This window comes from Flavobacterium sp. 3HN19-14, assembly GCF_051373205.1.
In the GTDB taxonomy this organism is placed as follows: Bacteria; Bacteroidota; Bacteroidia; order Flavobacteriales; family Flavobacteriaceae; genus Flavobacterium.
In genome coordinates this window covers 609,549-631,528 of the sequence record NZ_JBPPZT010000001.1, presented here as the reverse complement: position 1 = coordinate 631,528, position 21,980 = coordinate 609,549, and the positions used below count along the sequence as shown (strand labels likewise).

General features: G+C 42.3%; 14 protein-coding genes and 4 pseudogenes. 12 read left to right on the top strand and 6 right to left on the bottom strand.

The annotated features are described in order from the left end of the window. Positions 1–106: 106 nt before the first annotated feature. Positions 107–2,371: a helix-turn-helix domain-containing protein gene (locus ACSLFW_RS03205; RefSeq protein WP_436554618.1), complete on the top strand. Its 2,265-nt coding sequence runs from the start codon at positions 107–109 to the stop codon at positions 2,369–2,371. A 217-nt stretch (positions 2,372–2,588) separates the two neighbouring features. After that, positions 2,589–3,899: a GAF domain-containing sensor histidine kinase gene (locus tag ACSLFW_RS03200; RefSeq protein WP_436554617.1), complete on the top strand. Its 1,311-nt coding sequence runs from the start codon at positions 2,589–2,591 to the stop codon at positions 3,897–3,899. Positions 3,900–4,091: 192 nt separating this feature from the next. Here ACSLFW_RS03200 and ACSLFW_RS03195 read toward each other — a convergent pair whose 3' ends face one another. Then, positions 4,092–7,784: a discoidin domain-containing protein gene (locus ACSLFW_RS03195; protein ID WP_436554616.1), complete on the bottom strand. Its 3,693-nt coding sequence runs from the start codon at positions 7,782–7,784 to the stop codon at positions 4,092–4,094. Between the two features lie 266 nt (positions 7,785–8,050). Between ACSLFW_RS03195 and ACSLFW_RS03190 the strand changes: the two genes are divergently transcribed. Beyond that, a complete protein-coding gene (locus ACSLFW_RS03190; protein ID WP_436554615.1) occupies positions 8,051–9,196 on the top strand; it encodes a tetratricopeptide repeat protein in 1,146 nt (381 codons plus the stop codon). Next, complete coding sequence (locus tag ACSLFW_RS03185) at positions 9,193–9,612, top strand: helix-turn-helix transcriptional regulator (RefSeq protein WP_436554614.1); 420 nt, start codon at positions 9,193–9,195, stop codon at positions 9,610–9,612. Before ACSLFW_RS03190 ends, ACSLFW_RS03185 begins: the two co-directional genes overlap by 4 nt. A gap of 137 nt (positions 9,613–9,749) precedes the next feature. Here the strand turns inward: ACSLFW_RS03185 and ACSLFW_RS03180 are convergent. Both ACSLFW_RS03180 and ACSLFW_RS03175 read right to left on the bottom strand, forming a co-directional pair. Then, positions 9,750–10,134, bottom strand: a pseudogene (locus ACSLFW_RS03180) (DoxX family protein). 4 nt (positions 10,135–10,138) lie between these two features. Then, positions 10,139–11,286: pseudogene (locus ACSLFW_RS03175) on the bottom strand (ATP-binding protein). Positions 11,287–11,484: 198 nt separating this feature from the next. Between ACSLFW_RS03175 and ACSLFW_RS03170 the strand changes: the two are divergent. From ACSLFW_RS03170 to ACSLFW_RS03135, 8 genes and pseudogenes are all read left to right on the top strand, one after another. Next, entirely contained in the window at positions 11,485–12,522 is a 1,038-nt protein-coding gene (locus tag ACSLFW_RS03170) for a sensor histidine kinase (protein ID WP_436554613.1), read from the top strand. Further along, positions 12,519–13,211 carry a LytR/AlgR family response regulator transcription factor gene (locus ACSLFW_RS03165; protein ID WP_436554612.1) on the top strand — a complete coding sequence of 231 codons (693 nt, stop codon included), beginning with the start codon at positions 12,519–12,521 and terminating at the stop codon, positions 13,209–13,211. The genes ACSLFW_RS03170 and ACSLFW_RS03165 overlap by 4 nt, the downstream gene beginning before the upstream one ends. Positions 13,212–13,777: 566 nt before the next feature. Continuing rightward, positions 13,778–14,966: pseudogene (locus tag ACSLFW_RS03160) on the top strand (phosphoglycerate kinase). 395 nt (positions 14,967–15,361) lie between these two features. Then, the gene (locus tag ACSLFW_RS03155; protein WP_436554611.1) at positions 15,362–15,994 is read left to right on the top strand and encodes a transglycosylase SLT domain-containing protein; all 633 of its coding nucleotides are present in this window, start codon (positions 15,362–15,364) and stop codon (positions 15,992–15,994) included. 16 nt (positions 15,995–16,010) lie between these two features. Then, positions 16,011–16,397, top strand: coding sequence for a hypothetical protein (locus ACSLFW_RS03150; protein WP_436554610.1), 387 nt, complete (start codon positions 16,011–16,013; stop codon positions 16,395–16,397). Between the two features lie 308 nt (positions 16,398–16,705). Then, entirely contained in the window at positions 16,706–17,218 is a 513-nt protein-coding gene (locus tag ACSLFW_RS03145) for a LysM peptidoglycan-binding domain-containing protein (RefSeq protein WP_436554609.1), read from the top strand. Positions 17,219–17,266: 48 nt separating this feature from the next. Further along, a complete protein-coding gene (locus ACSLFW_RS03140) occupies positions 17,267–18,232 on the top strand; it encodes a DUF4837 family protein (protein ID WP_436554608.1) in 966 nt (321 codons plus the stop codon). Positions 18,233–18,235: 3 nt separating this feature from the next. After that, a complete protein-coding gene (locus tag ACSLFW_RS03135) occupies positions 18,236–18,685 on the top strand; it encodes a GNAT family N-acetyltransferase (protein WP_436554607.1) in 450 nt (149 codons plus the stop codon). On the opposite strand, the gene ACSLFW_RS03130 is transcribed toward ACSLFW_RS03135, so the two are convergent. The 3 genes and pseudogenes from ACSLFW_RS03130 to ACSLFW_RS03120 all read right to left on the bottom strand — a co-directional run bounded on the left by ACSLFW_RS03130 (position 18,682) and on the right by ACSLFW_RS03120 (position 21,978). Next, complete coding sequence (locus tag ACSLFW_RS03130; RefSeq protein WP_436554606.1) at positions 18,682–19,527, bottom strand: OmpA family protein; 846 nt, start codon at positions 19,525–19,527, stop codon at positions 18,682–18,684. The two genes, ACSLFW_RS03135 and ACSLFW_RS03130, sit on opposite strands and share 4 nt — an antisense overlap. Further along, entirely contained in the window at positions 19,527–20,342 is an 816-nt protein-coding gene (locus tag ACSLFW_RS03125) for an OmpA family protein (RefSeq protein ID WP_436554605.1), read from the bottom strand. The genes ACSLFW_RS03130 and ACSLFW_RS03125 overlap by 1 nt, the downstream gene beginning before the upstream one ends. Continuing rightward, positions 20,342–21,978 (bottom strand): annotated as a pseudogene (locus ACSLFW_RS03120) (S41 family peptidase). The gene ACSLFW_RS03125 and the pseudogene ACSLFW_RS03120 overlap by 1 nt, the downstream one beginning before the upstream one ends. Positions 21,979–21,980 lie beyond the last annotated feature (2 nt).

Genomic DNA, 21,980 nt, shown 5'->3' with positions numbered 1-21,980 from the left:
ACGCAAAGGCTTTAAAGTTTAGCTTTGCGTTACTTAGCGGAAATCTTGATGAACTTTGCGGTAAAAATTTAAATTTCACTATTTTTATCCTCTTAAATTATACGCCATGGAAACCATCACAGAAGCCGCATCCTACACCTTACGGTTCATCAACCAAACGCACCGCTCTATCTTCCTTACGGGAAAAGCAGGCACCGGAAAAACAACACTTTTACGAGAAATTATCCGAACGACACACAAAAACACGGTCGTAGTTGCGCCAACAGGAATCGCCGCACTCAACGCCGGAGGTGTCACAATTCATTCGATGTTTCAGTTGCCTTTTGCCGGATTTATTCCGGGAAATGCTACAGATTCCCATTTTTCTGAATCTGTAAAATTCGAAAATCGCGATACGCTGCGCCGTCATTTCCGCATGAGCGGGCAAAAGAAATCGGTCATCCAGAATATGGAATTGCTCGTTATCGACGAAGTCAGCATGCTGCGCGCAGATCTGCTCGATGCCATCGATTTCATGATGCAGAGCGTTCGCAAAAAGAAGCAGCCTTTCGGAGGTGTCCAAGTGCTTTTCATTGGCGATTTGCTACAGTTGCCGCCAGTTGTGAAAGATGAAGAATGGCGCACTTTACGCAATTATTACAAAGGAAAATTCTTCTTTCACGCACACGTCATCCAACAAAACCCGCCGCTTTATATCGAATTGTCGAAGATTTTCAGGCAGACCGATGACCGCTTCATTTCAATATTGAATAACCTTCGGAACAACCAGATTTCTACAGAAGATGTCGCCGTTTTGAATGAATTCGTAAAGCCGGATTTCGACCTGAAAGCCAACAAAGGTTATATCACTTTAACCACGCACAATATTAAAGCTGATGACATTAACGCTACTGCACTCAAAGAATTATCAGGGAAATCGATGGTTTACAAACCAGAAATCGTCGATGATTTTCCTGAAAAGATTTTTCCAGTAGAAGAAAATCTCGAACTGAAAATCGGCGCGCAAATCATGTTCATCAAAAACGATTTGTCAACCGAAAAGAATTATTTCAACGGAAAAATGGGCTTCATCAAATCGCTTTCCGAACGCGAAATCGTGGTACATTTTCCCGAAGAAAACCGCACGATTGAAGTCGATAAATACGAATGGCAGAACATCCGCTACAATGTTGACGCGCTTACCAAAGAAATTACCGAAGAAGTTTTAGGTACTTTTGTGCATTATCCGATCAAACTCGCGTGGGCGATCACCGTTCACAAAAGCCAGGGATTAACGTTTGACAAAGCTGCGCTCGACGTATCGCAGGTTTTTCTGCCCGGACAGGCGTATGTTGCGCTTTCACGTTTGCGATCATTAAAGGGGCTTATTTTGCTTTCTCCGCTGCGCATGAATGGCATTTCGAACGATCAGGAAGTGATGGATTATTCGCTGAACAAAGCGACCGACGATATTCTTGCAGATTCTTTGGTGAAAGAAACCAAAAATTTTATCCTTAACTACCTGAAAAACAGTTTCGACTGGACAGAATTGGCTCAGGAATGGCGCAACCACCGCTACAGTTACAACGAAGATGCCGAAAGATCCGAAAAATCAAAATACGCGCTTTGGGCCAAAAGTCAATCAGAAATGATGGATTCGCTTTCAGATCCTGCGGGAAAATTCATCTGGCAGTTGCAAAAGCTTTTCAATGAAGAACAATTCGATATGACGCATATTTCTGAAAGGATTAATGCGGCTTTTAGTTATTTCCTGCAACCGATGGACAATCTCGTTTTTGAATTGCTCTGGAAGATCGAGGAAGTAAAGCGAATGAAAAAAGCCAAAGCGTTTTACGACGAATTGATGTTACTTGAAGAATTGCAAATTCGCGCGGTTCAAAGGATGATGAAGGCGAAATTACTCGTTGAAACCGTTGTTTCAGGAAAAGAAATTTCAAAAGAAAACCTGATTTCAGACGCAATTAAAGCTTACAAGAACAACAAACTTGAAACCATACGTACGGAGTTCAAGGCCGCGAATATCGTTTTGATTGAAGACGAAGCCGACGCGAATCGTTATACCAAAAAGAAGAAAACGAAAGAACCGAAGAAATCTACAGTGCTAGAAACCTTTGAATTGTGGCAGCAACATAATTCCATCAAGGAAATCGCCGGCATCCGCAAGCTTACGCAGCAAACCATTTCCAATCATTTTGCCAAGCTTATTGAAGCGGGAACGGTCAGGATTTCAGACATTTTAGCCGAAGACAGAATCGATGAACTCGCCGAAGCATTCCGCGATTACAATGAAGATTCACTTAACGGGTTGAAGGAAAAATATGGCGACAGATTCACCTGGAATGAACTGAAGTTGTTTAAGGCGAGTTTGTAGATTTAAGATTAATTTGAATACAAAAGCCCCTCTACTGCGCTCGGGGTGACAGCGTGAATATATCTGAAGATTGTTTTTGTAACGTGCAGGATTTGTCACCCCGAGCGCAGTCGAGGGGCTTAGTTGCAAATCATCTCCTTAGAAACCCTAAAAAATCCTTAAATAAAAATATAATCTTTGGCAAAATACGTATTTTTAATTTCACGATATTAGCCAAATGAATCGCACCATCAACGTCAATGAACAACAACGCCTTGAGGAACTGGAAAGTTACCACATCCTCGATACGTTATCCGAGAAGGAATACGACGATATCACAAAGATGGCGTCAATCATTTGCGACACTCCGGTTGCGCTTATTACTTTTCTTGATTCGGAACGGCAATGGTTCAAGTCGAAGATTGGCACCGACATCACTGCCACGCCAAAGGAAATCTCTTTCTGCATGCATGCCATTAGTTCAGACGAACCTTTCGTCATCAATGACACCAGCCGCGATGAGCGATTTAAGAACAATCCGCTGGTCACCGATAATCCCAACATCGGTTTTTATGCCGGAATTCCACTAATTTCCAAAAATGGGTATGGTCTGGGTACCGTGTGCGTAATTGATACCAAACCACGTACACTCAACGAAAGTCAGCTGACTGCGATGAAAATTCTCAAAGACCAGGTGGTAAACCTGCTCGAACTGCATAAACTTAATTATGAGCTCAGTGCCCATAGCAAAACTTTAGAATCGAAGCTCGACAAGCAAATAGCAGACCGCCTGCGTGAGGTTGCAGAGCAAAATATTGCGTTGGAGAAAATGAATAAGGAATTGCAGGCCTTCGCTTATATCTCAAGCCACGATTTGCAGGAACCGCTGCGCAAGATACAGACATTCATTTCGATGATTGAGCAAAAGGAATACGAATGCCTTTCTGACAGTGCGAAAGAATATTTCGCGAAAATTCACCAATCTTCCGTGAGGATGAGTGCGTTGATAAAAGATTTGCTGGCGTATTCACGTGCAAGCAATTCTAAAAAGGAATTTAAGAAGATTTCAATACAATCTGTTGTTGACAGCGTTCACGAAGATCTTTTTGAGGAAATCGAATCCAAACAAGCGCAGATTTTGCTGTTGAATGATATGGATTTGCACGTAATTCCGTTTCAATTCAGGCAATTGGTATACAATCTCGTTTCCAATTCATTGAAATTTTCAAGGGCAGATACAATTCCGGAAATTACTATCAACTGCATCTCCGGAAATGCGGAATCTTTTGCGCTCGATAAACTCGAAAAAGGACGGATTTACTCTCAAATCACCATCAAAGACAATGGCATGGGCTTCGAGAACATCTACAACGAAAAGATATTCGAATTGTTCCAAAGGCTCGACAGCAATAAATCTAAGTTCGGCACGGGTATTGGCTTGACCATTGTCAAAAAAATCGTTGAAAACCACAGCGGATTTATCCTGGCCAGCGGCAATCTTGATGAAGGTGCGGTTTTCGAGATTTATTTGCCGGAGATGGTGGACTAACTCAGCAGAAATTACGAACACCGTCATTGCGAGGCACGAAGCAATCTCAATGAGTGAGTCGTGGAATTTAAAGGGATTGCTTCGTGCCTCGCAATGAAAGTAGCCCACTCAAAAATCAGAAAACCCTCCGTGGATTGCGGAGGGTTTTCAAGTTATTAATTAATTATAAACCTGTATTAATACATTTCTTAGTTATGGTGCTGCCGTTTGTGGCGGTAATTTGGATGAGGATAACATCTTTTCCATCCTGAAATCATTAAGTGACACTGAAGTGCTGTTGATCGCATCTTTCTGATAGATTAACCTGCCACGCACATCGAAAATCATCATCGATTGCATAGACTGGCTTCCTGAATTTACGTTCAGAACGTTATTGTGATTGTAAACTACAACCGAATTGGAATCCAATACCGGCGTACCAACACCCAATTCAATATTCTGGTACACCACCCGGAAACGGTTGTTGAAAGTTCCCGCTTCTGACGCAAAAGCGTATGCAGTTTCTTTGATGTTATGCATCACATTCATCAATAAATCTTCTACATAAATTTCTTGTTCATCGGCAAACAATCCGTCAACATGGTCGATAGAAATCGAATAGCTTCCCGCAGCACTCGCCGTAAACCCTAACGGAACAACGTCTGTATCGGCGAACGGCAATGCTTTTCCCTGAATAACATAGGCCTCGTCATCAAGCATGCTGTAAATCCTGCTGCCGCTGTTTTCGATTAGTTTACCATCATAACGCGCGTCGACTGCATCTGTTGCGCCGTCGATGTAACCAAGAAGCATTTGGTTCATACTTTCATTTGCAGCATTCAAGTTGATCCAGATACGGTTTTGTTCTGTATTTGCTGTACGGAAGAATGTCCCGCTGTTACTGCCGGTACGCATGCCATTATTGAACACCAAATTCCCGGAAGCCGACGTCTTGGCGATAAAACCTTGTCCCGAAAGGATAGTTCCGTTAGGCACGACACTGGCCGGAGTCGTAGCAGAAGCAGCTGTCCCGCCAGTTAAATTATAACTCGCATAATTGGCATTCGGTGCTGAACCCTGTACGCTGTGTGTCCAGAAATACAATGTCGTAACAGTTGGATTTGCAACAAAAAAAGCGGTCGCACTGATTGCAGAAGGATAAGGATTCCCAACAAGGTTAAAACCTTGTCCGGTTCCCGATGTGTTAGTTACAGCGATTTGTAAATCGCCACTGTTAGGTCTTCCGGTAAAAGTACCTTCATAATCGGATGCAGTAGTTGTGAATGTATTAGGCGCCCTGATCACGTATCCCTTCGCCGCGGCAAATGAATTGTTTTCAGGGTCAGCCCATACAAAAGCGTTTGTTGACTCATTGATTGTATAGAACCTGTTGGTTTGCGTGTCAGTAGAGAAAGCTTTCAGGTTTTGTGCTTCGACTGGAGACGACCAGTAAACGTAGTCGAGACGGCGCATGTGTGCTGCTCTTTTGTAAATGATGTTACCGGTATTCAGGTTGGAAGCGCCACTTTGTGTAAGATTTGCATTGCTGTTAAAGGTTAATGAAGCGGTGCCTGCAACAGTTAAGGCGCCTGTAATTGTGAATGTAATTCCCGAAGGAACCGTAACAGCCGCCGTTCCATTTACGTCGAGCGTACAGGCTGATAAGTCTGTCGTCGCGGTGTAGTTGCCTGTAAAGACAAGCTTTTCATCAGCAGTTGGTGCGCTCGGACTCCAAGCAGTTCCATTCCAGGTTTTAGTGACAGAACATGGAAGCGGCACCCCAAAGGTGGCGTTGATGGTATGGTCAGCCACCGTGTTAGTGAAAGTATAAGCCGTAACCGCACCAACAGAAACGCCGTCAACTACAACATCCGAAATGTTATACCCTGGATTCGGACTAATCGTATAAGTTTGATTGTCTGCGCAATTGATAACTGTTGAACCCGGCGAAGAGATAGCCCCATTTGCCCCGGCGCTGGCAGTAATAGTTGTACTGATCGGTTGAAAAGCCGGAGTCAATACCGGTACTCCATTTGTAAAAGTAAACAAATAAGGAACTTCGACAATCGTTCCGTCTTTTTGTATCAGGTAGAGTCCGACGCGGTAGTTTTGATTGCCCTGCACCGTAAAATCGTTGATTTTTTCCTCTATATAAAATCTGTTTCCGGTAGTGACCCTGGCAGCCCAAGCTGCGTCATACTCTGATTCCTGAGCGGGTAATCGGTCGTTGTGAAAGCCAACTGAGATTACGGGTGAACCCGGAGATGCAACCGTTCCTGTAATAATAATGGCTTGTTTTGTGGAATTGTAACAGCCATTGATAGATGATACGGTTGCTGTTGCAGATCCATAGTAGCTTATTCCGTCATTATTAAAGATCTCATTTCGGTCTAAGATAGCGCAATCAAGATGATCCAGTGAGGTGGTAGAAATACCCCACGTACTATTGCCAAAACTCATCAGGGAAGTACCTAAAGCTGCCTGGGTTACCTGTTGAAGTCTGCTGTGCGGAAGGTTTATTCCGTGCCCTAATTCGTGATATAAACCACCGATATAAGTTGTATTCAGAAAATTCAGTGTTGTCCCGCCTGTGCCCAGATTCGAAAGCTTCATATCTTCAAAGTCTGCAGCCCAACAATTTTTGCCAATGCCATAGAATGGAACTTGTTCAACTAATTCTTGTGTAGCAGGATTATATGAAAAAGTCGGAGTAATGATCAGGTTGTGCTGGCTATAATAAGGCGAAGGGTGTGCAGCAATGTATGCATTTATTTCCGCCAGCTCTAAATCACCTCCTCCTTCGTATGGGTAATGTGCTTTAGGATATTTCCCATTGATGACGATGATATTTACATTTGTATGTGTTGGATCAGTTACAAGGCCAAAGGTTTTGTTACCATAGCCCTCACGTTGCATTTCATTTCCGCAATAGGTCTGAAAATGTAAAAGGATGTCACTAATCCGCCTCTGGAAACCAGGAGCCGCTATATTATCAGAAGGAATAAAATAAAACACATTCAGATTCTTTGTCTGGTTGCTTGAATACGTAACCATCGGAAATTCCGAATTCGAGATTTTTGATTTTTGTAAAGGCAGGCTCGAGCTTACTAATTCAAGTCTGTAAAAATTAAACCCGGTCAAAGGCGCGGTATCGGTGTAAGTGTAGTTAGCGGCTGTTACATTACTTCCTGTTGCTATCACCGATCCGATTGTCGTGAAATTTAACGCGTCACTGGAACGTGTTATATTGTAACTTACAGCATTTGTTTCTGCATTTGTTGACCAATTTAATGTCACACCCGTTGGCTGTGCCTGTGCGGTAAACGATGCTAAGGTAGCTTCAAAAGAAGTATCGAGTTTCGCACCCACTTCCGCCATCGTGGTAACAAATGAGTTAGTCGCGTTGGCATGGTCTGCGTAATTTTGTGTGATTGTGATTTTAAAATAACGATGGTTCTGCACCGATGGCAGCGAGATGATGCTTTGCGAAAAGGCGGCTGAAAAAGTAACAGGTACCGCAGTGCCAAATATAATGCCGTCGTCACTAAAAGCAACATTTCCTGAGTAAGCACTTGTATTAAAATTATCTCTCGGAACATAATACAATTGGTTCACCGGCTGAACCGTGTGCATATCAAATATTAACGTGTGCGGATATGCAGTTGCCCCGGTTCCCCATTGTGAAGACCAAAACGTCGCATTATTCCCGTCAATTAATGTGTTAGCGCGTCCGTTAACAAGACCTTCGCCGTCCAGTTCTTCCGAACTCGCGGTAACCGTCCATGCAGAGCGGTCATAAGTTGTAACTGCCTGGGCAAACCCAAGCGATGGTAGCACCATCATACAAAAGAGTGCAATACAGCTGTAAAGCGTCTTTTCTAATTTCATCAGATAAAGTTTTTTCATGATTTTAAGATTTTAGTTAACCCAAACAATTCTGTCGGCAAAACTAAGTCGGGTTTGTGCGAATGCCCGTATTTATTGGGGTGACAAATAGGGTGACAACTCGCAGATGACTGTTTTTGCAGGTGCTCGCGAATGCATTGTCCCCGATATTGTCATCCATAAAAAATGGCTGCGCTTAGCGCTTTTGAAAGGAATTGTTCTTTTTATGCTGAAAGAATAATTCCCAAATAAATAAATCCCTACATTTATTCCGCAAACCCCTGCGTATGAAAAACACGGTTACGATAGCGATAGTTTTACTGTTTTGCAACTTCCTGACGGCACAAAATTTCAGGGCTGAAATGAAACGCGCAAACCCCGTTCCTCCTGAAACAAATAAGACTATTGAGCAGATCATCGCAACGCATCAGCGGTTTCTGGAGCAGGCTATCAAAGACAAAAATGACCAACTTCATTTTTTCGGGTTGCTTTTCCTCATTGATGATTACGAGAAGAAACAGGACTTCGTCAACATGACAAAATACATACAAACCGCCGAAAAGTTTTCCCAACAGTTTCCCAATCCACGATGGAACGCTGCCGTAACGACAAGAAAAGCCTACCTGAAAGCCCAGACCGGTGATGATCCTGCGGCACTGTCGTTTTTCAAACAGGCGCTTGAAGATTGTAAAAAAGCGAAGGATTTGATATGTATGGGGGAAACCTACGAGCAAATCGCAACGAAATATGTCGCTGCCGGCGATTTTGCTACGGCAGAACACTATTATAAACTCGCAGCGCCGCTGTTAAAAAAAGACCCGAGCCAATCAGGCCTGGCTGCCTTTTACCACAACTACAGCATCATGTTCATTGAGAATAAAAGATACGAAAAAGCACTTGCCTATTTGGACAGCGCCGTTGTAATCAACAGGAAGCGAAATGATTTGCAGGGCGAAATATCAAGCTTGGGCAATAAAATCGAAATCTATATCAATCTCCATCAATACGATAAAGCAGATTTGGTCTTCAAATATTGCGAGTCTATTAGCTTAAAAAATAAATGGTATAACAACCTTGCTAACAGCTACTATGAGGCTTCAGCTATGCGCGCCTATCAGGGCAAGTATAAAGAATCAATGATATTCCTGCAAAAATACTATCACCTTAACGACAGCATAAAGGGAAGCGCAGTCCAAACTAAAATTTCTTCATTGGAGGAAAACTACAAAGCAGAAGCGCAGACCGCCATTTTAAATAAGAAGCGACTCGAACTGGAGTCAAGCCAACGCAAAACAGAAAACTACGCATGGTTCAGCTTTTCCACATTATCCGTTTTGTTGCTAGGGGGCTGGTTCTGGAGAAAACAAACCCTCCGCAACAAAAAGAAGCGCTTGAAAACCAAAAGACGCTTACCGACCTCACCAACCTCATGATCGAAAAGAACACGGCATTACTGGCGATGGAGGCGCAGTTAAACGGCAATAACAGCGTAGAACCTCTTGATGATAACGACACAGATGATAGCGTGGCTGCGCCTGAAGATATCTCCGAAGAAGAAACTGCGCTGTATCGTCAACGCATCCTTACCAACAATGATTGGAGTTCCTTCAAATACAATTTCGAAAAGGTATTTCCGGGTTATATCAAGCGCGTGCGCCAGCATTTCCCGACCATCACTGAAGCGGAAGAACGCTTGTTCCTGTGCTTAAAACTCAACTTAAAAACCCACGAGAATGCCGCCATGCTCGGTATTTCTTTCGACAGCATCAAGAAGAACAGACACCGTTTGCGCAAAAGGCTCGGACTTGAAGAAGGGCAGGATTTGAATGAATTTGTGAGGGGGTTTTAGGGATGCTGTCATTGCGTATCCTGTCATTGCGTACCCTGTCATTGCGAGGCACGAAGCAATCCCTTCAAATCCCACGACTGCTGATGATTGCTTCGTTCCTCGATGACAACGCTTCGTTCCTCGCAATGACAGAGTAATCAATTCAACCAAAAAACCGCCAACACCGCCGGAATAAAATAAATAACAATCGTCACTGGCACCGTCATAATCCTTCGCCATGCGTTGTCCCATCAAAAGGAAAATCAGTGTGATTGCAGAGAAAATCGCGCCGTAAAGTCCGAACGTTTTTTCATTGTTCACTAATAGTTGCACACATCCGCAGAGGCATAAAACGCCTGAAATGATTTCGAGCACCAAAATCAATCCGAGCGACATTGGCACCATATTTTTAATCGGCGTTGCGGCAAAATGGCCTTTGAGCCATGAAAGATTATCCTTCCAGTAAAAAACCTTATCGTAACCGGACTGTATGAAGGTCACCGCAAGCAAAACAAGCACTAAAAGCGAAGCAATATTGAACATAATTTTATTTTTTATGGATTAAACGGGTCAGTTTTATAGACAAATCGGTCAGGATGATTTTGGCATTGCCATTGCGCTCGATGTGGTACATCGCATCTGATAATTCCTTGTAAATTTCGTTGATGTTGTTGCCGTTGACAAATGGCGCAAAATTTTCAAGCTTGAATTTTTCGACTTTTGGTTCGAGATAGACAAGGCTCATTGCCCTGGTAATTGAGTAACAACGCCTGCCGGAACATATCGATGCAGAAATGCAAAAACTGCTTCTGCGTCTCGCGGCCAAGTGCTGCAATCTGCTCGCTCCAGTGGATTAAATCCTGTATCGCGGCGGCATTTCCTTTCGCCCGGAAAGCGGCGCGTACCCAATCAACAAACCATTTTTCAAAAAAGGTATCTTCGCTGTCATCCTGTAAAAGCTGCAATGCCTTATTGTAATTGCCCTGCGCCTGGTGTGCGATTTTAGCAGCGGTTCGTGGCTCGATATTTTCTTTGGAAACGAGCGCATCGGCGATAATTTTTTCGCTTAATCCATTGAAATGCAATACCTGGCAACGCGAACGGATGGTCTGGATGATATCTTCTTCATTTTCAGAAATCAATATGAAAAGCGTTTTGTCTGAAGGCTCTTCGAGTAATTTCAGCAGTTTGTTGGAAGCTGCGATATTCATTTTGTCTGCCATCCAGATGATCATGATCTTATAACCGCCTTCGTAGGATTTCAGCGCCAGTGATTTGAGGATTTCCTGTGCATCATCAACACGGATTTCTCCCTGTTTGTTCTGAACGCCGAGCATCCGGTACCAGCTGAAGAGGCTTCCGTACGGCTGTTCTTTCACGAAAGTGCGCCAATCGGCAATAAAATCAATGCTCTTGGGTTTGGTCTTGACATCTTCGGTCGTGACTGTAGGATAAATGAAATGTAAATCAGGATGCGAAATGTTGTCGAATTTGAGGTTGCAGGATTCGCTGCCGCCAGAATTTTCGTTTCCGGAATTCTGGCACAAAATGTACTGCGCATAAGCAATCGCAAGCGGTAAAGTCCCGCTGCCTTCGGCCGACAAACAACTGTGCGTGCGGAATGCGGCCCAACGCGGCGCTCTTGACCAGATGGTTTTTGATGTAATCCTGCCCTAAGATTTCAGAAAACTGCATGCGCAAATATAGCGAAGAAAAGGTAAAAAGCAGATAGCAGTTGGCAGATAGCAGTCGCCAGTGTTGCTTTCTTTCTGTTGTCTGCTATCTGTTATCTCCCTTCTATTGATTAATCACCACCAAAAATCCCGCATTTACCGCAATTATTTTAACTTAGCATTAAGGAAACCTAATTTCGCAGTCATTTTAAGAAACCCTATGAAAAAAACCGTCAGTTACTATGCCACATTGTGTGTGCTTAGTTTCGCCTTTCTGATGCTGCCCTACATTTTCACTGCGACCGGTGGGGTGTTGCGGTTTCCTGATTTCAGTAACGGCCATGACCGTACGTATTTTGAGATTTATTTTATCCTGCTGGTTTTCTTTTTTGTAAATTATTATGTGCTGATCCCGAAGTTTTATTTTCATCGGAAGAAGGTGCTTTATTTTACCATAATAATTCTTGCGCTAATATTTTTCCTTTGGTTTTCGAAGATTTTCGATCGGCCGCTAAACGAAATTTTCACTCCTGAAAAAATGCCTGATTTGCCCGCCGGAGTGCCGCCAACCGGGACAATTTTACCGCAAAAACCTACGCAATACCAGCATACGCTTTTGATTTACATGGTCGGGATCATCACCAGCCTTTTCCTGGCGAGTACACGAAGATTACAAAAGGCAGAAACCGAAAAGACTGAAGCTGAACTGTCATTTTTGAAAGCACAGATCAATCCGCATTTCCTTTTCAACACGCTCAATAGTATTTATTCTTTGGCCATTGCGAAAGACGACCGCGCCGCAGACTCAATCATTCAGTTGTCAGAACTCATGCGCTACATTCTCGATAATGCCAATAACGACAGCATCGGACTCGATCGCGAAATCAATTATATCAACAATTACATTTTGCTGCAACGCTCACGCCTGGGCGATACGGCTAAAATTGATTATGCTGTCGAAGGCAATATTTATGGAAAACGCATCACGCCACTGATCCTGATTTCATTTATCGAAAATGCCTTTAAGCATGGTGTAAATCCCGAAGAAAATTCCGAAATTGACATCCAAATCATCATCGAAGAGAACAAATTAGTGCTTTTCGTCCACAACAATAAAGTACACACGGTGCAAAGCGTAAGCGGCATCGGCATGAAAAACACACTCGAAAGACTCGAACATTTGTATGAAGAGCACCATAAGATTGAAATCATACAGAACGAGGCAATGTATTCGATTAAACTTACAATGGAATTATGATTAAAGCCATAGCACTCGACGACGAACCGCCTGCGCTGGCCATTCTGGATAATTTTTGCCGGAAGACCGATTATATCGACCTGCAGAAAACCTTCACCAAAGCCGATGAAGCGCTGAAATACCTGCGCAAATATCCTGTTGATTTTTTGTTCCTCGACATCAATATGCCGTCGATTTCGGGTATCGATTTCCATAAAAAACTGCCGCATAAGATTATGGTGATTTTCACTACGGCTTATTCGGAATATGCGGTGCAGGGATTTAATCTAAGCGCAACGGATTATCTGCTGAAGCCTTTTTCGTTTGACCGTTTTACGCAGGCAATGGAGAAAGTGCGTTCGCAATACGAAATCCTGAACCAGAAAACCGAGCAGCAATTCCTGTTCGTACGTGCAGATTACAGCCTGCTTAAGATCCCGATCGCGGATATTCTTTTTATTGAAGGATTAGACGATTACCTGAAAATCCACATTGAAAATCAGAAAACGGTTGTCGCAAGAATGACGATGAAATCAATTCTGGAGAAATTGCCGGCGACGGAATTTTCACGTGTCCATCGCTCGTTCATCGTTCCGATAAAAAGGATTACGAAAATACGCAATAAGATTGTTCATATCAACGACGAAGAAATCCCGATCAGTGCTAGTTATGAAAAGGAATTTCTTACGAAAATCAACAATGCAGAATAGTTAAGTTTTTTAAATTCAACCCCCGAGACAGCCGCTACTTTTATTGTTGCGGCTGTTTTATTTTGGAAACAAATCACGTGAATTATTAGTAATTCAAATTGCTTGAGCTAAAAAGTAAGAAATAACTGCATTAAAAAACATAATATTTCGGCTTTACCTGTTAAAAATCGTCATTTACCTCAAAAAATTTCAGCACCGGATTTTTATTTTTTCATTTGTATCGTAATAATGTTGTTAACGAGAACCATTATTTAAGAACCGGTCAGCGCTGTTCGCGCAGCGCTTTCGAGAAGAAATCTAACGAGTTGATTTCTTTTTAACCGGATCGCCCTTTTGCTCCCGCAAATAAATTGACAGCGATATTTCACAACAAAATGCCGCTTTGAAGATAGTTTGATGTGTATTATTTTTTTGGTTAATTCGAAGCCGATGCGTTTGTATCGGCTTCGTTTTTAAAACAAAACTATAACGTTTTCGTTAACGAATTGACCTCATTTCAACAGTTTTAGTATTTTTTGGCTGATAAAAAATGCTATATTTGTGAATCCAATAAAAAACTTCCTAAAATGAAAACCCTCAACGATTTCGACTTCAAGAATAAAAAAGCTTTGATCCGCGTAGATTTTAATGTGCCTTTGGATGAAAATTTCAATGTAACAGATGATACCAGAATCGAAGCCGCGAAACCAACTATCGACAAGATTTTAGCCGATGGCGGAAGCGTGATCCTGATGTCGCATTTAGGAAGACCAAAAGGGAAAGAAGACAAATATTCACTGAAACATATCGTAAAGAAAGCCTCAGAAATCCTCGGAAAAGAAGTAAAATTCGCCGAAGATTGCCGTGGCGATGTTGCCAAAAAAGCTGCTGACGACTTGAAACCAGGCGAAATCCTGTTGCTCGAAAACCTTCGTTTTTACACCGAAGAAGAAGCCGGAGACGTAGCTTTCGCGAAAGAACTCGCGTCATTGGGTGATATTTATGTGAATGATGCTTTCGGAACGGCGCACAGGGCGCATGCTTCGACGACGATTATCGCACAATTTTTCCCTAATGACAAATGCTTCGGAACATTGCTTGCGAAAGAAATTGAAAGCCTTGATAAAGTTTTGAAAAATTCTGAAAAACCGGTTTGCGCCGTTTTAGGCGGTTCAAAAGTATCTTCAAAAATTACCGTAATCGAAAATATCTTAGATAAAGTTGACCACATGATCATCGGCGGCGGCATGACTTTTACATTCGTGAAAGCACAGGGCGGCAAAATCGGTGATTCGATTTGCGAAGATGACAAACAGGAACTGGCTTTGGAAATTTTGCGTCTGGCGAAAGAAAAGAACGTACAAATTCACATTCCGGTTGATGTTGTGGCTGCGGATGCTTTTTCAAATGATGCCAACACGAAAGTGGTTGATGTTCGCGAAATTCCTGATGGCTGGCAAGGTTTGGATGCCGAGCCGAAATCATTGGAAAATTTCAAAAAAGTGATTTTAGAATCAAAAACCATTTTATGGAATGGTCACGTTGGGTGTTTTCGAAATGGAAAAATTCGCCAAAGGAACCATCGAGCTTGGCAATTTCATCGCTGAAGCTACGGAAAAAGGCGCATTTTCACTTGTAGGAGGCGGAGATTCTGTCGCAGCGGTAAAACAATTCGGCCTCGAGCCAAAGATGAGTTACGTGTCAACCGGCGGCGGTGCAATGCTCGAAATGCTTGAAGGAAAAGTGCTGCCTGGAATCGCAGCGATACAAGATTAAAATCTTTGAATTTTTCGTAAAAATCTGGCCTGATTATTGTTTCGATAATCATAATTAACAATAATTAGGACAATTTTAAGTTATATAATTACGGTATTTTGTTATACAATTACTATGTTTGCAAAATACATTTGTTTGAATTTGAACATATTGTACATTTTACGGTCTTGAAGTTAGTCCGAAATATCACGAATTGAAGTTTTCCGCAGTGCAACCCGAGGCGCAGGAAAACATAAAAACGTAAATATGAATATAAAAAATATCACCTTATCCGTTCTTTTATTGCTGGCGGGAAAGAGTTTTTCCAGGATACAGCGAATGCTCAGGAAAGTGTCATTCCGCAAGTCAAAATCTCTTACCTTGATTCCATAAAAGCCACTTTCATTCATGATAAAATGGCTTCTTGCGTTGACAGCCTTTGGATGAAAGAGCTTACAAATCTTGACATTTACAACGATTTGGCCAACGACATCAAAACCATCAACATCGATGAAAAAGTTGATTATGAGTTGCCGACAGAATTGCTGAAAAAGCGATTGAAAGAAATGGACGCGAAATCGCCGTTCAACATCGAGTACAATCCCGGACTCGAAAACCTCATCAAATCATTCCTCAAAAACCGCAAGAAATCATTTGAAAGGCTGATGGCCATTTCTGAATATTATTTCCCGATGTTCGAGGAAGCGATGGCCAGGGAAAATGTGCCGTTGGAAATCAAATACCTGGCTGTAGTTGAATCTGCACTGAACCCGAAAGCCGTATCAAGAGTTGGCGCCACCGGACTTTGGCAATTCATGTACGAAACCGGAAAACAATACAAACTGGGCATCGATTCTTATGTCGACGAAAGAGCCGATCCGTTGAAAGCCAGTGGCGCTGCCGCCAAATACATGAGCAATATGTATAAGATTTTCGGAGATTGGGACTTGGTTTTGGCATCTTATAATTCAGCACGGGGAATGTTGCAAAGGCAATCCGTCGTTCAGGAGGCCAGGAAACTACTGGAATATCCGCAGAAATCTTCCTAAAGAAACACAAGGTTACGTGCCGGCATTTTTGGCAACGATGTATATTTACGAATACCACAAAGAACACGGAATCGTTCCGAATCGCGCCATCATCAAGCATTTCGCGACGGATACAATTGGTATTAAACAACAGATTTCATTCAAGCAAATTTCAGATTTATTGGATATTCCCGTGGCACAATTGCAGTTGCTGAATCCTTCTTTTAAATTGAATGTAGTGCCGTCTTATAATGACAAGATGCACTTTTTAAGGCTTCCTACGGATAAAGTGGCGATGTTCACATCCAACGAGGATAAAATTTATGCTTATGTTGAGCATGAAGCCAAGAAAGAGAGCGTCCGTATTACCAATACAGCATTGCGAAAGATTCTGCGAGGATTGCGTCGAGAGGCGATTCTGTAACAAAAACGATTGCTCATAATAAATTCCACACCGTCAGAAGAGGTGATAATCTTAGTGAAATTTCTGAAAAATACGGCGTTACCATCGCAGACATCAAGAAATGGAACAAGCTGAAATCGAATAAAGCACCGCTTGGCAGAAGACTGAAAATCGTTTCTTACGATACAGAGCGCGTTGCCGTTGCCGATAAAAAAGAAGTTAAAGAAGACAAGCCAGTTGTAGCTTCGATTACAAAAGAAGTTAAAGAAACGAAAGCTAAAGTTGAACCTGTAATTGCTGAAAAAGAAACTGCGCCACAATTCTATGTCGTGCAAAAAGGTGACAACCTAAACAATATCGCTAAGAAATTCAACGTCAGCATTGCTGATCTGAAAGAATGGAACAATATGGAAAGCAACAACGTAATGTTGGATACCAAACTGAAAATTATTAAAGGCGAAAATACTGATAATGCTATTGCAGATGCTGATGAAACTGAAAAAGCCACACCGTCAATTGCTTACACCATCCAAAAAGGCGACAACATCAGTTCTATTGCCAGAAAATATGGCGTAACTGCTGCAGATATCCGCAAATGGAATGAAATCGAAAGCAACGATATTAAAGTCGGCAACAAGATTTTTATCCTGAAAGAAGTAAAAACGTCAAAAGCGGTCGTAGCTGAAAATGAGAAAAAGACTTCACATTATTTGGTGAAAAAAGGCGATTCACTTTATATCATCGCCAAGAAATCAGGCGTTACTGTTGCAGACATCAAAAAATGGAACAGCATCAGCGGCGACGAATTGAAACCCGGAATGAAATTAAAAATCAACGGATAACCTGATTTCTCGCATAAAGTTGGTTTCTTTGTTTTAAATAAACATGCCATGAAAAAAACTTTATTGCTGGTTTTTTCACTTGTCCTGCTTTTCAATTCCTGTAAAGACATTCCGGAAAAAGTGGTCATCGTCCCTTCTTCCGGAAAAATCAACAATATTTCCTTAATCATCAGCGACCAGCTCTGGAACGGCGAGGTTGGCGACAGCATTCGCAAAAAATTCGCCGCGCCCGTTGACGGACTGCCGCAGGAAGAGCCGCTCTTTACCATTAACCAGTATCCGGTCAGGTTCCAGAATGATGCGCGCAATATCATCATCATCCGTAAGGAAGAAAAGAATTCCTATAAACTCAAGGAAAACGAATTTGCCGAACCGCAAAATGTGGTGCACATTTCAGGCAAAAATGTTTCTGAGATTCTGGCGCACATCGAGACACACGCCGATGAAATCATCAAAAAATTCAAAGCAACAGAAATCAGCGAAAGCCAGAAAAACATTGATATTTCGCTTTTAGATGATAAGAAAATCCGCAAAAAATTCGGTATTTCGATGCATTTGCCATCCACCTACAAGTATGCGTTGCTCAAACCCGGATTTATCTGGATGAAAAGGGAAATCCTGAGCGGTAACAACAGTATCCTGATTTACAAAGTGCCTTTCCGGACGATTTTAAAGAACAATGACATGACCGGAAACATTATAAAAATGCGCGATTCCATTGGTGCATTATATATCCACAGCAAAGTCAGAAATACGAAGATGATTACGGAAGAATCGTATGCGCCGTATTTTTTCACCACAAAACTCGATGGCAAAAGAGCTTATGAAACCAAAGGCACCTGGGAGCTCAAAGGCGATTTCATGTCGGGTTCGTTCGTCAATTATGCGATAATGGACAGGAAGAAAAGAAATTTCATTATAATCGAAGGTTTCTGCTACGCGCCGTCGACAGAAAAACGCGACCTGATGCACGAAATGGAAGCCATCATCAAATCAACTAAATCACTCCAATAAGATATGCCTCAAATACAATTCGAAATAAAGCGATTTAACGAACTTTCTGCAGCAGAACTATATAATTTGCTGCAATTGCGCGCAGAAGTCTTTATTGTTGAGCAAAACTGCGTTTATCAGGACATCGACGGGAAAGACTACAAAGCATTGCACCTCATTGGCACTTATGAAGGAAAAATCGTTGCTTATTCGCGTTTGTTCAAGGCCGGGGATTATTTCGATAATGCGTCGATCGGACGTGTGGTAATTGCCGCAAATTATCGTTATAAAAAATGGGGACACAGTTTGGTTCAGGCGGGAATTGCCGGAATTGAGAAACATTTCAACACAACAAGGATTACCATTTCAGCACAATTGTACCTTCAGAAATTTTATGAGTCGAATGGATTTGTCGCCGTAAGCGATACTTATCTTGAAGATGATATTCCGCATATCGAAATGCTGAAATCCTAAGTTTTCGTAATTACGATTTCGACACGTTTGTTCAAGCCTTCGCGTATTCCGGGACGCGGAAATTTTCTTCCGTAACCTTTATAAGTCATGCGTTCTTTGGCAATTCCCTTTTCGATAAAATAGTCGTAAATTTTTTTCGCGCGTGTTTCCGAAAGATTGTTTTTGCCGCTTTCGATGTCGCGCGCATCCCAAAATGAATTCGAAATACAGCAAACATGTCCGGCAACTTCAAAGCTGATATTCGGATTGTTTTTGAAAAATGCAGCGATTGCCGCAAGCTCTTCTTCTGCTTCTTCCGGGTCGTCAAAAGCGGTCATGCTGCCTTTAAAAAGGATTTTACGGAAGATGAGCTTATCGCCCGGCTTCAAAGTGTCACCAACGTTTTTGTAGCCGACATATTTGTCTTCATCTAAATCTGCATTGGCTTCCTGCTTCGGTTTTTCTACGACGGAATGCGTGATGTAAACAGTCACGCGCCGATTTTGAGAACGAATCGTTTCGTCTAAAGCAGCATTATTGGAATCAGTGGCAATTTCACCTCTCCCAATTTTAGAATTGACATTGCGGTTGTAGGTCTTTTGTATAAACTCGGCCACAGCCCCTGCCCTTTTCTCTGACAAAATTAAATTGTCTTCTTCACTTCCAATATCATCGCAAAATCCTTCGACTTCAATATTTTCGATTGTATTTTCGTCAGAAAAAAAGATATCAAATTGCTGCTTTTCGTTGGTTACGTTTAACGCATAGCTGTTGGTGTCGAACAAGATGGTTACGGGAACGCGAAATGTTTGCGAAAAAACGGCAACAGGAAATAAAAAAACGAAAAGGAATCTGTACAACATCAGATTTTCGTGATTACAAGTTCTACACGGCGGTCGTATTCAGTACCTTTTCCTAATGGAACTGTATTGCCGTAGCCTTTGAAAGTCATTCGGGTTTTGGCAATTCTCTTTGAGATGAGGTATTTATAAACGCTCTGCGCCCGGTTCGATGACAGTTGCCTTTTCTTTGTGTCCATATCGATAGCTTCTTTCTGATAAGGCGGTACGCAGCAAACATGGCCCTGAATCTCAAATTCCAAAGTTTTGTATTTCTGTAAAAGGCGCGCGAGCTTGTCCAGATCGGCTTTAGATTTCGTGGTGAGCTTACTGCTGCCGCGGTCGAATAACAGGTTTTCGAGGTAAATATGATCGCCAACGATATGCTTTTTTTGTATCGAAGTGAAAAATCCCGGGATTTCAATTTTCGGGAGCGGTTTTAAATTCAAAACCACGTCGACACGTCGGTTTTTAGAACGTACTTCGGGAAGATTTTCTACAACGTCGTCGTCAATCATCACGCGGCCTTTGCCTTCAATCGTAACGATGATCTTGTTTTTGATGCCGCTTTCAATCAACTTGTCTTTGATGATTGTGGCCCTTTTAGTAGATAATTTGCGGTTATAATCATCTTTACCAATGTCGTCACAGTAGCCAAAAATCTGAACGGATTCAATTCTGGTGGAGTCGGTTTTCCGGATAAAACTAATGACTTCTGTCGCCTGCTTTTCGTCAAGCGTCGCTTTATCAAACTGGAAATAAACCGACTGAACAACTTCTTCCTGGGCGAAAGCCATTCCGCATACGAGCAATGGCAATATTTTTAAGAACTTCAACATTACTTTTTGAGGATTTTATTGTATTCAGAACTATTGGCAAGCAAAGCGACCGCTTTCTTGATTTCAGAATTGTTTTTGGTATAATATTGATACAAACCTTCTTTGTACTGGTAACGCTTGATGAGTTCGTCTGTAATCAAATTCCTGATCTCCTTTTGGTTTTTGTTGAGCTGGCTGTCTTCGCTTTTCTGAAGCGCAACTGCCAATTGCTGGTATTCTGTGTTGATGACGTCATCGATGTTTTCCTTTTTGGCGGCTTCAATGGTTTTCTTCAAGGCAAGTTCTGTCTCGGTATCGTATGAAAATTTTTCATTTTTCAGAAATTGCTTGAACTCGGCATAATCAGCATCGGTGATTACAGGAATTTTATCACCAAGATTCGGATTTTTGTAATAATAAGTCGTCGCATAATCAAAAATCCCGTCGTTTTTTTGCAATGCCTGGGTTACGACACTCAATTTGGTTTCTTCCAGTTCAACATCAGGCTGGATGCCACCTCCATCGTAAACGGTACGGCCTCCTTTGGTTTTGAATGCATTGTATTTCGAAGCGTCGGTGCGGATGGCTTTTCCGTCTTTGTCTTTGTGCTGATAATCGAGTGCCTGGATGCATCTTCCCGAAGGCGTGTAATACCTTGAAATCGTCACTTTTACCTGCGTTCCGTAAGTCAGGTCGATTGGACGTTGCACCAGACCTTTTCCGAAACTGCGGCTGCCGATGATGACGGCGCGGTCTAAATCCTGCAAAGCGCCGAAACGATTTCTGATGCCGAAGCGCTTTTTCCGTCGACTAAAATCGCAAGCGGAATGTTGAGGTCGACCGGATCTTTCTGGGTTTTGTAAGTGTTGTTGTGTTTCTCGATTTTCGATTTCGTGGTTACGATGGTCTCCCCTTTCGGCACGAATAAACTGCAGATATTGACGGCTTCGTTGAGCAAACCGCCTGGATTTCCTCTTAAGTCCAGAATAATTCTTTCGGCGCCGTCATTTTTAAGTTTTTCAAGCGCTTCTTTGGTTTCTGACGAAGCTTTTCTGTTGAATTGCGACAAAACAATATAACCGGTCTTATCATCAATTTTTCCGAAAAACGGGACCGCTTTTATCTCAACTTCCTCCAAGACAATCTGCGTGTCATAAATTTTTCCCTGGCGTTTGTATTTGATGGCGATTTTAGCATTTTTCCCGCCACGCATGAGTTGCGACGCATCGTCTTTATAATCCTCAAGGCTGATATCGCCGATTTGGATAATTTCGTCGCCGGCTTTGAGTCCGGCCTTGTCTGCGGGATAGCCTTTGTAAGGTTCGTGAACGATGACTTTTCCTTCTTTTCTCGTAATCAACGCGCCGATTCCGGTATATTCTCCGGTGCTGTTGATCTTGAATTTTACAACATCGGCTTCATTGAAGTAATTCGTATACGGGTCAAGGTCTGATAACATGCTTTTGATGGCTTTGTCCATCAATTCACCCGGATTCGTTTCATCGACATAATTCATGTTGACGGCCTTGAAGACTTCGGTAAAAATTTCTACCTGTTTGGCAATTTCAAAAAAATCGTCCCTGAATCCCGCACCAACAAACAGCAATCCGGCTGCGACAACCGGAATGACAACCCTTTTCTTACAATATTGCAACATAA